The organism is Vibrio sp. 10N.286.49.E11, assembly GCF_041469505.1.
GTDB classification, from domain to species: domain Bacteria; phylum Pseudomonadota; class Gammaproteobacteria; order Enterobacterales; family Vibrionaceae; genus Vibrio; species Vibrio crassostreae_C.
The window spans coordinates 63,899-77,170 of the sequence record NZ_JBFRKQ010000058.1 but is presented as its reverse complement, the minus strand read 5'-3'; the positions used below and the strand labels follow the sequence as shown (position 1 = coordinate 77,170).

The 13,272-nt window shown below is 45.6% G+C and carries 8 protein-coding genes; 7 read left to right on the top strand and 1 reads right to left on the bottom strand.

Annotated features, from left to right (window positions below):
* Nucleotides 1–90: 90 nt before the first annotated feature.
* Nucleotides 91–2,208, bottom strand: a complete 2,118-nt coding sequence (locus AB4167_RS14330) for an alpha-galactosidase (RefSeq protein ID WP_102321133.1) — start codon at nucleotides 2,206–2,208, stop codon at nucleotides 91–93.
* An 831-nt stretch (nucleotides 2,209–3,039) separates the two neighbouring features.
* Between AB4167_RS14330 and AB4167_RS14325 the strand changes: the two genes are divergently transcribed.
* The 7 genes from AB4167_RS14325 to rsxC form a co-directional block, all read left to right on the top strand.
* Nucleotides 3,040–4,284 (top strand): carbohydrate porin, encoded by a 1,245-nt coding sequence (locus AB4167_RS14325; RefSeq protein ID WP_136981691.1) that lies wholly within the window; start codon nucleotides 3,040–3,042, stop codon nucleotides 4,282–4,284.
* 107 nt (nucleotides 4,285–4,391) lie between these two features.
* Nucleotides 4,392–5,294 carry a MalM family protein gene (locus AB4167_RS14320; protein WP_136981690.1) on the top strand — a complete coding sequence of 301 codons (903 nt, stop codon included), beginning with the start codon at nucleotides 4,392–4,394 and terminating at the stop codon, nucleotides 5,292–5,294.
* Between the two features lie 121 nt (nucleotides 5,295–5,415).
* Nucleotides 5,416–8,517, top strand: a complete 3,102-nt coding sequence (locus tag AB4167_RS14315) for a beta-galactosidase (protein ID WP_372136686.1) — start codon at nucleotides 5,416–5,418, stop codon at nucleotides 8,515–8,517.
* 299 nt (nucleotides 8,518–8,816) lie between these two features.
* Nucleotides 8,817–9,821, top strand: a complete 1,005-nt coding sequence (locus AB4167_RS14310) for a substrate-binding domain-containing protein (RefSeq protein ID WP_136973536.1) — start codon at nucleotides 8,817–8,819, stop codon at nucleotides 9,819–9,821.
* A 269-nt stretch (nucleotides 9,822–10,090) separates the two neighbouring features.
* Nucleotides 10,091–10,669, top strand: coding sequence for an electron transport complex subunit RsxA (gene rsxA / locus AB4167_RS14305; protein ID WP_004734039.1), 579 nt, complete (start codon nucleotides 10,091–10,093; stop codon nucleotides 10,667–10,669).
* 2 nt (nucleotides 10,670–10,671) lie between these two features.
* Nucleotides 10,672–11,265: an electron transport complex subunit RsxB gene (rsxB, locus tag AB4167_RS14300; RefSeq protein ID WP_102398539.1), complete on the top strand. Its 594-nt coding sequence runs from the start codon at nucleotides 10,672–10,674 to the stop codon at nucleotides 11,263–11,265.
* A 7-nt stretch (nucleotides 11,266–11,272) separates the two neighbouring features.
* Nucleotides 11,273–13,272, top strand: a 2,000-nt coding sequence (gene rsxC / locus AB4167_RS14295) for an electron transport complex subunit RsxC (RefSeq protein WP_372136685.1), incomplete at its 3' end; no start/stop codon positions are given.

Genomic DNA, 13,272 nt, shown 5'->3' with positions numbered 1-13,272 from the left:
TTTGATAGTTCATGACGGCTTATTAAAGGCAATAAAAAACCGCGTAATTTCACCTACGCGGTTCATCAAATATAAAGCCTATGCTAAAACTTACTCGATACGTTCAAACTTAATCAGCATCGCTGTTTCTGCGTCAAGTATTGGCATCGTCAGCCCCACCTCGGCACACCAAGCACCTGATAATTCACAGCAAGACTCTGTCCATGGCGGTTGATAATTCACAATATCATCGTAATTTGACGGTTTATCAATCACAGATACCTTGTATAAACTTTGTGGATCTAGCCCAGGTATACGCAAATGACCACTCAATGAATTGGTTGGCATCGCAAGCTGTGCAATCATCACCACAGCTTCTGACACATCTTCGGAGACGACCGCATGGATTTGATGGGCACTATCGTCCGTTGGAACTCGCCAAGTTCTCCCGCTATGCAGTAACGGGCGCAGCATCTTATGTAGCTTGATGTAGTGTTCAAAGCCCTGCTTCTCTTCTTGCACTTCTTTCACAGGATCTAATTCAATCCCCATATGACCAAACAGTGCTGTTAGACCACGAAACTCAATACTATGACGACGACGAGTGCTGTGGCAGTGGCTCGCACCAATATGGCTTCCCATTACCTCAGGGGGGAAGAAGTAACTCATCCCACGCTGAATCGTTTGTCTTTCCAGCGCGTCATTGTTATCAGACGCCCAAAAACGTTGCGTACGCTTAAGAACCTCAAAATCGATACGACCACCACCAGCCGCACACGATTCAATATCAACCATTGGGTGCTTCTCTCGGACTTTATCGACCAACTCATAATAACGAGCGGTTTGTTGATGAGCCGCAGCCCTGCCTAGATGCGCAGGTTGTACAACTTCTCGGTTCATATCCCACTTAATGTAAGCAATGTTGTACTGACTTAAGAAGTGGTCAAGACGCTCAAACAAAAAGTCGAATGCTTGTTGATTCTGAAGATCGATAACATATTGATTACGACCCGTTGGTTGGTCATAGCCGTCAACCGCAAGCAACCAGTCTGGATGGGCTCGGTATAAGTCAGAATCCTTATTGATCATCTCAGGTTCGAACCACAATCCAAACTCCATACCCAACTGATTAACGTGCTCAACTATCGGATCTAAACCATTTGGGTATTTTTCTTCATCTAAGAACCAATCCCCTAGCGCAGCCTTGTCTCCGCAGCGCCCTTTGAACCAGCCATCGTCAATGATAAAACGCTCTACTCCCATATCCGCGGCTTGGCTAGCCATCGACATAATATAATCAGGATCATGGTCAAAATAGATGCCTTCCCAAGTATTAAGATGGATAGGTCGAGGCTTTTGTGCGAAAGACTCCGGCAAGATGGAACAACGCACATGGGAGTGGAACTGATGGCTCATTCCATTTAAGCCTTCCGAACTGAAACTGGCATATAACCAAGGTGTCGTTAAGCTTTCACCTTCATCCAATGTAATCTCACCCGGTAGATAAATAACTTCCGCTTGCACGTAGCGACGACCGTCTGCTTTTACATCCGCGCGCAGTCTGTGGTTACCACTCCAAGCGAAGTGAATCCCCCACACATCACCTGCCATTTCATTAAAGTTAGCGGTACCGACAACCATCGCTGGATAATGTTCATGAGACGTTCTTCCGCGACGATTTTCTTGCTGATAGCCCCCTTGCTGTAAGGGTTGACGCACCGTTTGGAACTCATGTACCCAGCGGCCGTAGTACGTCATCAACTCATTAGCTCTTGCTGGTAATGGCAAAGTATTGGCGAGACGGTTCACCTGATAAAGGCCGGCTTTAACGTTGGTTAAGGTGTGACGAGATTTCACAACATCATGTTTATCGAGGCATAACTCGGTTGTTAAACGTAAGCCTGCACGTATATCTTCACTCTCAATGATTAGGCTAGATGGTGTTTGTTGAACATCCGTAATAGAGAAAACAGGCGCCCAGTCCAATCCGTCTCGGTGCCCTTCTAATGCCGGACTGCTGAAAACACCGCGCCCGAGCTCTGGGCTCAGAGACATAGCAACATCATTATCAAGGCGGCCGTATGGAACCGGTCTTTCAAGAGAAACACGGAAGCTAGCTAAATCACCACGAACGGGAGCTCCCCAATGAAGAATTTCGGCAAAATCGCCAAGTTCTACAATCAGTTGCGAGTGTTGACCGGTAATATCAATTAGGGATTTATTCGTCATTTTTTTAACCTTAACGCGTTTAATTACCCCGTATCATAATTATTAAGCCCAGAGTTTCTGTGATCAAACTCGAAATCATGAAAACGTTTCCAGTAAATATTCAAGACTGATAACTTTGGTAAATAGCTCCTAATTCAAAGATTTAGATTGACCACCATTCCATCTCATATTGCCTACCTCTAGGTAGAATTGAACTTTCCACTCTAAATAAAGCAATATAAAACGATAATTAATGGCAATTTAATCTTTTAAATTCAGTATATTAAATCAAAGTTCCCATTAACACATAGGCTAAAATACATTTCCTCTTGAACTGATCACATCACACTCGTATTCTTAGATCTTCGAGTACATCTATGAAGTGTCTCTCTGGGTCCTAACTTTTACATTCCAGCTTGACGGTACAGAACACGATGCTTGTAGCCTTGCTGCTGCATTTGCTTTGATACTTACTTCCTTGTCTCACGAGCCCAGTTATCATTAACTGGGCTGCTTTTCCTCAAAGCCCTCGAACAACCCGACACTCAAAGTACCTCAAACCCGCTTCACCTCAAATTCCAAGACAACCAACAGCATAATCACTCCCTCTAAACCACCACATAGCACTGAGTAAAGAAAACGATTCCACTTTAAAATCACAAAACCTAGCGTAAAAACACCTATACAAGCCCAATAATCAGATCAAAATCACACAAAATAATCACAAACCCATCAATAGCATAAAAATGCCAACTTCATCATGAAAACGTTTCCAGAGTTTATTTACACTCTCGCTCGAGTTAGGACTCAAACATAAAAATATCCATAAATAAAAAATAATGGAGACACTTCATGAAACAAAAAATGCTAGTCAAAGCATTAGGATTCACTCTGTCCCTCGCCCCATTAGTCAGCTTCGCTGCAGTGGAGAACGTAACGTATTTTGGTTATGCAAAATGGGGCAACATCTACACCGATAATGACCAACATAACGACGGCAAAGGAGAACGCAACGACGTTATTCGAGCGGGCCAAGGTTACGGTAACTACCGTTTAGGTAATGAACTAAATTGGTGGGAAGCGGGAGTGAAAGCCGATGTATGGCGTGACAATGACGCCTATTTTGACACCACGATTTATCTAGGCAGTGGAGATAGCTGGGGAGACGTGAGTACGATTCAGCTTTGGTCAGCAGGCCATGGGCTTATCGACGGCCAACCCAACGCAAAAATTTGGGCAGGTGAACGTTTTTACCGTCGCCACGAAGTCCACATGATAGATGTGAAGTACTGGGATACATCCAGCACCGGTCTTGGTATTGAAGATTGGGATCTCGGCTTTGCTGATGCTCACTTAGCTTGGATGGCACCAAACTCTTCAAGTGACGATGGACGCAGCCTTCATAGCATCGATGCCCGCTTAAGTGGCATTGAGCTAAGTGAAACAGCAGACCTAACACTCGGCCTAAACTACGTAACCACGCAGAACTCAAGCTACGACGATAAAGACATTACTACTTCTGGCGCAATGCTCTCTGCTCTTTACCGTCAAGCTTGGAACTACGGTTCAAACACCTTGGCCTTCCAATATGGTACCGATGCGTTGGCAGGTGGATTAATGAGTGCTGAAGGTGGATCAAACAGAAAATACAGCACGGGTGTGGAACACGATGGTTCTAGCTGGCGCCTATTTAACCACGGTGACTTGAATATCAGTGAAGATGTTCAAGTGATGTACTCCATCGCTTATCAAGACAAAAACCTAGATAACAACGATGGTGAGAAGTGGTTCAGTGTCGGAGCTCGTCCTCAATATGCTTGGACAGATTACATGTCGACAGCATTAGAGGTGGGTTACGAAACGGTAGAAGCTCAAAACGGCTCGGGCACCAACGATATGTATAAAGTGACCGTGGCTCAAATGTTCCAAGCTGGAAAAGGGGTATGGGCTCGTCCATCTATTCGTATTTTTGCGACGTACTCTGAATCCAACAACGAATGGGACCGTGGTAACGAGACTTATGGAACGGCAACAAGCATCAATGCCGAGACTGTTGACGAGATTACCTTTGGTTTCAACGTAGAAACTTGGTGGTAAACACAGAAACAAAGCGTCAATTCAACCATTGAGTTGGCGCTTGAAACTGGAATAGCAAATTTAATGGGGAAGCCAATGGTTCCCCCCTTTACAAAGGTAGTAATCAGATGAAATTAAAATCATTGGTAGTCATTGTCGCGGCATTAACTGTAAGCGCATGCAGCGGGATACCAGAACAAGAACTCAATACTGATTTCAATAGCAGTGCATGTTGTTCTCAACTCAGCGCGCTACCTATCACTCAATTATCTATTCCATTCCACCAGCAAGTCATCATGGACGGTGATTTACCGACCCTTTCCTCTTCATTGTTAAATGACAATACACAAGCGGATAGCCAACGCTTTCCGACCATCGCGTACCAAATCAGTGACACGACAGAATCGCTGTCCTTGCTCATTCGTTCATACATTAAAAATGATGCGCTATTCGCACCGTCTATTTATGTCTTTGACAAACAATGGCGACTGCTTGGTCAATACAGTACTAACGACTTCACTTACTACCCGACAGCGATGCAAGGGTTAGAAAGAATTGAAGCATCAATTGCACTCGAACCTCAACGAGACAACGCGCAATTTATTGTGGTCAGCGCCGATAGCACTAAGTTAGATAGCGCCATCAATCGAATTCATCCTGAAGATCTGTATTCAGAATCTCAGCAGATTATTGGCAATAAGCAACTGCCGTTGACTGCGACGTTGAGCAACGTAGGTGTCATTGATGTTACGGCGAGCAAATCAACAAACAGTGCGGTTTTGACTCTATTGGCTGAGCTTGGTGTTTCATCCGACAATGAACCCGAAACCTTAGGTTCAAAGCAAGTTTCTCAACCATCAAATCAGACAATTGAAACCAATCAAAAGGCGCAATGGCTGAATATCCAAAAAGACATTGACCAAGCCCTAAACAACAATGACATCAAACAAGCTGCATTTATTGCTAATCAAGCGGCCGAACAGGGCATACCCGAAGCAAAAGATTATTTATTAAAACAGCTCGCTGAATAGCTGAATAAGCCAACAGAACAATACGCATAACCAACGATTTGATAACGGTCATCACGGCTTAAAAGACCGATGACTTAATAGAATTATTACCAATATTGAACACTTTAAGAGTAGGAATACCATGAAGGCATTTTCAAACATCATCCAAAGACGCGATTGGGAAAACCCACAGTCTGTGAATATCCACTGCCTTAATGCGCACAGCCCATTATCAAGCTACCGCAACCTTAAGCACGCTCGAGACGGCATTGAGTCACAACGTAAATCTCTTAATGGACAATGGAAGTTCAAATACTTTGATGCACCTGAACAAGTTGACGGTGAATTTATCGAAACAAGTTTCAATGACTCACAATGGGACGAGATTACCGTACCATCGAACTGGCAAATGCAAGGCTACGATAAACCTATCTACGCCAACGTAAAATACCCATTTGAAGTGAACCCACCGTTTGTACCGGCAGAAAACCCAACCGGTTGTTACCGCACTCAAATTACGTTGACTAAAAATGACCTAAAGAACACCCAACGTATTATCTTTGATGGCGTCAATTCCGCTTTTCATCTTTGGTGTAATGGCAATTGGGTTGGTTACAGCCAAGATAGCCGCTTACCTGCCGAGTTCGACTTAACTCAGTATCTAACTGTTGGCGACAATACGCTTTCTGTCATGGTGATACGTTGGTGTGATGGTAGCTATTTAGAAGACCAAGATATGTGGTGGCTAAGCGGTATTTTCCGTGATGTGACCTTACTAGCTAAACCAAAGCAGTGCATTGAAGATGTGTTCGTTACACCGGACTTAGACGCATGCTATCGCGATGGTTCACTGTCTATTGTCACCAAAATTACGGCACCAGACACTTACCAAGTTCAGGTTCAACTGTTTGACGGTGAAAACGCGGTGACTGAACCGCTTATCGATCGCCCTCATAATCGACGAATTGACGAGCGTGGCACCTACGATGATGTGGTATTCCAAACTCTTCATGTTCGAGATCCGAAGAAATGGAGCGCAGAAGTTCCTAACCTTTACCGAATTGTCGTGTCATTGCTTGATAGGCAAGGTAACCACATAGAAAGTGAAGCTTATCAAGTTGGATTCCGTAAAGTCGAAATGACAGACGGTCAGCTAAAGCTAAACGGCAAACCGCTATTGATTCGCGGCGTCAACCGTCATGAGCATCACCCAGAGTTGGGGCATGTGATGACAGAAGAAGACATGATCCGCGATATCTGTCTAATGAAGCAGTACAACTTCAATGCTGTGCGCACCGCTCACTACCCTAACCACCCACGATGGTACGAGCTGTGTGACGAATACGGTTTATATGTGTGTGATGAAGCGAACATCGAGACCCATGGCATGCAGCCTATGAATCGCTTGTCTGCGGATCCGCAATGGGCACACGCTTATATGAGTCGCTATACGCAAATGGTCATGCGTGATAAGAACCACCCTTCTATCATCATCTGGTCTTTGGGCAACGAGTCAGGGCACGGCAGCAGCCACAATGCGATGTATGCTTGGTCGAAACAGTACGATCCTTCTCGCCCGGTACAGTATGAAGGCGGTGGTTCAAATACCACAGCGACCGATATCATTGCGCCAATGTACGCACGCGTTAACAGCACTATCGAAGACGATGCCGTTCCAAAATGGTCTATCAAGAAATGGGTTTCTCTGCCTAACGAGCAACGCCCGCTTATTCTTTGTGAATACGCACACGCAATGGGTAACAGTTTGGGTAGCTTTAATGATTACTGGGATGCATTCCGAGAATATCCTCGCCTACAAGGCGGTTTCATCTGGGATTGGGTTGACCAAGGACTAAGCCAATGGGATGAAAACGGTGAACACTTCTGGGCCTACGGTGGAGACTTTGGCGATGTCATCAACGACCGTCAGTTCTGCATCAACGGTTTGATCTTCCCAGATCGCAGCGTACACCCGACCTTGGAAGAGGCGAAATACTGCCAGAGAATGATCAATGTGACGTTAGCAGAGCAAACTGAAGAGCAATGCCGCCTAACGGTAACCAATGAAAACCTGTTCCGAGCGACTGACAATGAAATCTTACGCTGGCAATTGCTCGAAAATGGCATCGTGATTCAATCAGGGCAACAAGTCTTATCCGTTGCTGAAGATAGTAAACAAGAGCTGGTAATTGACCTCGCTTTCACACCAAAAGCACAAGCCGAATATCATCTCAACACCGATATTACTCTGACTCATTCAACCAAGTGGGCAGAAGAAGGCCATGTTTGTGCGACGGAGCAATTTGCTTTACGTAACCATGCTGGCTTGCAACTCCCGATCACGGCAAATGCTTTGGCTCCCCAGTTACATCAGCAAGACAATAAAGTGGTCGTGTCTAGCCTAGATGAAACACATCAATGGCAATGGAATACAGAGAGTGGATTGTTGACCCACTGGATCGTTGATGGGCAACCGCAAGTTATCAAGGCACCTGTCGATAACTTCTATCGCGCGCCACTTGATAACGACATTGGTATCAGTGAGATAGACAACATCGACCCAAATGCATGGGCTTGTCGCTGGGAACTTGCAGGCATTGGTCAATGGGAGCGTCAGTGTACAAGTTGTGTCGTGCAAGCGCTCGCAGACTCAGTACAAGTGGCGTCAGTATTCGCCTACCAATTTAATGGCCAAATACAAGCGATTACCAAATGGCAATACACCTTAAATAACCTAGGCGAAATGAATATCGCGGTTGATGTCAACTTAGCCGATCACTTACCACCGATGCCACGCATTGGTCTTGAGATGGAGCTACCTTTACCACTCGAAACTGCCAATGAAACTCCAGTATCGTGGCTGGGATTAGGTCCTTTTGAAAACTATCCAGACCGTTTGGCTGCTGCTCGATTCGGTTTACACAAACAGACACTGGATCAGATGCATACGCCGTATATATTCCCAACCGATAGCGGGTTACGTTGCGGAACCAAAAACTTGAATGTAGGAAATATCGGGATCGAAGGCGATTTTTCATTCAGTGTGAGTCAGTACAGCCAGCAACAATTAACGGATGCTAAGCATACCAATGACCTGACTCGTGAAGAGAAAATCTATGTACGCGTAGATCACCAACATATGGGTGTTGGTGGTGATGATTCTTGGAGTCCAAGTGTTCACCAAGAGTTTCAACTCACCGACAATCAATATCGTTATCAGGTTACGCTAACAAGCGCATCGTAAGTAGATTCGGACCAAGCGGCTTGCTCTAAGCCACTTGGTTCCCCTATTACTTTGGGTTACCTGTGATTACCTTACTTCACGCGACAACAGCTCACACGACAGCAGTCCACACGCCAATGTGACTCAAAAGCCAAGCTCAAATCTAGAGCTTGGCTTTTTATTTTCAAACTAGTCAGCCAATCAAAAATAAACCATCAAACCTCGTCATATTTGATGTTTAATATTTGAATTGCCTAACTATCCGTTGTTAAATGTCCAACCACCAGCACACAGCATTATATTCAGAATAAGAGAGCGGAATGGCTACCATTAAAGATGTTGCGAAGGAAGCAGGCGTATCAATCGCGACCACCTCTCGAGTAATCAACAATGCACCTCACACCAGTGAAACCGCAATTGCGGCGGTAAAAGCCGCTATGGAAAAACTCGGCTATCGCCCAAATGCCAACGCCCGTGCATTGGTCAGCAAATCTTCAAACGCGATTGGTGTACTGGTTAATGATGTTTCTGCCCCGTTCTTCGGCTCGATGATCAAAGCCATTGATACCGTGGCAAGTGAGCAAGAAAAGCAGCTACTGATTGGCAGCGGCTACCATGACGCGACCAAAGAGCGTAATGCGATTAACTTGCTGATCAACAGCCGCTGCGAATCACTCGTGGTTCATAGCAAAGGCATTAGCGACGAAGAATTGGTTAAGCTAGCCAATGAAGTGCCCGGCTTAGTTCTCATCAACCGAATTGTTCCCGATATCGAACACCGCTGTATTGCTCTCGACAACCGCCGCGGCTCTTACATCGCGACTGAGTATTTGATTAAAAACGGCCACAAGCACATTGGCTACATCTGCTCGAGTCACGATATTGAAGATGCTCACGACCGCTTAGGTGGCTATTTGGATGCATTGAAAGATCACGGTATTGAATCGAACGATGAGTACATCGAATATGGTGAACCTGACGAGCTAGGCGGTGAGCAAGCCATGGTTAACTTAATGGCAAAAAACACAGATATCACAGCCATTGCAACGTATAACGACTACATGGCAGCAGGCTGTTTGGCGTTATTACAAGAAAATGGCGTTCGTATTCCAGAAGATATATCAGTTATTGGGTTTGATGACGGCCACATTGCTCGCTTCATCTACCCTCGATTGACCACCATTCGTTACCCAATTCAAGTCATGGCTAATCAAGCGGTTAAGCTCTCTCTGCAACTCGCAAGTGACGAGCCAAAAGAACACACGGAACATAAGCTATTTATGCCAATTTTGGTGCGCAGAGCCTCTGTTCGAAACATTAATTGAGAAAGCTCAGGTTCATAAAGACTAAGTCATTTCGTTCCTCGACACTTTTTACAACAAAGAAAATAGGATTGATTCGATGAGTTATCATTGAGTTAATCTTATTTTTCATTCCCCGCAAATACCCACCTATACTTAACCTGATCCATCTTAATCAAACGGTTACCCGTTGATTTTTTCACCAAGTGTCTAAATCCCTAGTGATCCTTGGTTGTTATTAGGTGAGCAAAGCAGGATAATATCGGGATCGGAATCTCAAGAATTAATCCATTATGACCGAATACCTTTTGTTGTTGGTTGGCACAGTGCTGGTCAATAACTTTGTGCTAGTGAAGTTTTTAGGACTATGTCCATTTATGGGAGTCTCCAAGAAACTGGAGACTGCGATTGGCATGGGCCTCGCGACGACTTTCGTTCTAACGTTAGCGTCGGTCTCTGCATACCTAGTAGAAACCTACATCCTTACCCCTCTGGGTATTGAATACCTGCGTACCATGAGTTTCATCTTGGTTATCGCGGTGGTTGTTCAATTTACGGAAATGGTCGTTCACAAAACCAGCCCGACTCTTTATCGCCTGCTGGGTATCTTTCTGCCTCTTATCACCACCAACTGTGCGGTATTAGGTGTGGCACTTCTGAACATCAATGAAAACCACAACTTCATTCAGTCGATCATCTATGGTTTCGGCGCAGCGGTAGGTTTCTCTCTTGTTCTGATCCTATTTGCTGCGATGCGTGAGCGTATTGCGGTTGCTGATGTTCCAATGCCATTCAAAGGCGCATCAATTGCGATGATCACAGCAGGCCTAATGTCTCTGGCATTTATGGGCTTTACTGGGTTGGTGAAATAAGCATGAGTACCATTTTAATTGCGATCATTGCGCTAGCCGTTTTAGCCGCTGTTTTTGGCGCTATTTTGGGCTTTGCTTCTATCCGTTTTAAAGTAGAAGCCGACCCTATCGTTGATCAAATCGATACCATTTTACCGCAAACTCAATGTGGCCAATGTGGCTACCCAGGTTGTCGCCCATACGCAGAGGCGATCGCTAACGGAGACAAGATCAACAAATGTCCTCCTGGCGGCCAAGCAACCATTGAAAAGCTAGCAGACTTAATGGGCGTAGAAGTTGAAGACTCCGCTCATGACTTAGATAACAAAGTAAAAACCGTTGCTTTCATTCATGAAGATATGTGTATCGGCTGCACCAAGTGTATTCAAGCCTGCCCTGTCGACGCCATTGTTGGTGGCACCAAGGCACTGCACACAGTAATCAAAGATGAATGTACAGGTTGTGATCTATGTGTCGCACCGTGCCCTACTGACTGTATCGAAATGATTCCAGTGGCAACAACGACTGAAAATTGGAAATGGCAGATGAACATCATCCCTTTTACTGATATCACTAACCAAGCGACTGATGCGACTGCGTCAGAGCCTAAAGCATAGGGTTAGTATGATCTCTTTAATTGAACAAATTCGCACGGGCTCTATTTGGAACTTCCCTGGTGGCGTGCACCCTGCTGAAAACAAGAAACAGTCGAATACTACTGATATCGTCCATGCAAGGCTTCCAGAAGAAATCGTTCTTCCTGTGAAACAGCACATCGGTAAGCCGGGGAACCTATTGGTTGCTGCTGGCGACACTGTGTTAAAAGGTCAGCAACTTACGGCCTTAGACACAGGTTTTACTTTGCCAGTACACGCACCAACATCGGGTGTGATTACCGCTATCGAACCGCGAACTACCGCTCACCCTTCAGGCTTGAGCGAAATATGCGTGGTTATTAAACCTGATGGCCTAGACACTTGGATTGAAAAAAATCCAGTTGAAGATTTTTCGACAAAGACTTCTGACGAACTGCTTGATGTGATTCGCCAAGCTGGTATTTCAGGCATGGGCGGCGCAGGTTTCCCTACGGCTAAGAAGCTTCAATCAGGCTTAGGTCGTACCGACATTTTGATCGTCAACGCTGCGGAATGTGAACCTTACATCACCTCTGATGACAAGTTGCTTCAAGAACATGCCGACGAAGTATTAAACGGCATCGAAGTGGTTGAACACATTCTTCAACCAAAGCTGACGGTTATCGGCATTGAAGACAACAAACCAGATGCGATAAAAGCACTTGAGATTGCAGCGAAAGACAAAGATATCGTCATTCGCGTTATCCCAACCAAATACCCTTCTGGTGGTGAGAAGCAACTTATCAAGATCCTCACCAACAAAGAGGTTCCAGCTGGCGGCATTCCTGCAGACATTGGTGTTTTGGTTCAGAACGTCGGCTCTCTTTACTCGATTAAGCGAGCGGTAATTGACGGCGAACCTGTGGTTAACCGCGTTGTGACATTAACCGGTAAAACCTTTAAGCAACCTCGTAACGTTTGGGCGCTATTAGGCACACCAGTACATGAGTTACTTGAAGAGTTTGGCTACAAAGCAGATAAAAAACTGCCGCGTTTAATTTTGGGCGGCCCGATGATGGGCTTTACCTTGCCGCATGCCAATGTGCCAATCACCAAAACGTCGAACTGTATTTTGGCGCCAACGCGTCGTGAGATCTCACCAAGCACTTACGAGATGGAATGTATCCGTTGCAGCGCATGTGCTGAAGCTTGCCCTGCGTCTCTACTTCCTCAACAACTGCAATGGCACGCCAAAGCCAACGAGTTGGATAAGTGTGAAGAGCTAAATATTAAAGACTGTATTGAATGTGGTGCATGTGCATTTGTCTGCCCAAGCGAAATCCCTCTTGTTCAGTACTATCGCCAAGCAAAAGCTGAAATCAAAACTCGAAAAGATGAAGCCGCTGCTGCAGAACGCGCCAAGATTCGTTTTGAAGAGAAGAACGCTCGTATGGAGCGTGATAAAGCCGAACGTGAAAACCGCTTTAAAAAAGCCGCAGATAACCGCCGTAAAGATATGAAAACATCCGGCGGTGATGATGCTATTGCTGCTGCGATTGCTCGTGTTAAAGCACAAAAAGCCGCTGCGGATCAGGCTCCGAATGAAGAACCAGCAGTGAAACCTGCGGTTGCTGCCGCTATTGCGAAGGCAAAAGCGAAACAAGCTGCAGCTCAAAAAGCGGAAGGCGCTGAACCAGACAACTCTGAAATGTCTAAACTGCGTGAAGAGCGCAAGCGTCAAGCGAGAGAGCGCAAGGCACAACAAGCAGCAGCCGATACTCCTGCAGAAAGCTCAGGCGATACGAAGAAAGACGCCGTTGCTGCTGCGATTGCTCGCGCTAAAGCGAAGAAAGCACAGCAAGCGGAATCTGCTTCGGATGCTCCTGTTGAAAGCTCTGGCGATGCTAAGAAAGATGCTGTCGCTGCGGCCATTGCTCGTGCTAAAGCCAAGAAAGCTCAACAAGCTGAATCTGCTGCTGAAGCTCCTGCTGAAAAATCCGGCGATGCCAAGAAAGATGCTGTTACTGCCGCTATCGCTCGTGCTAAAGC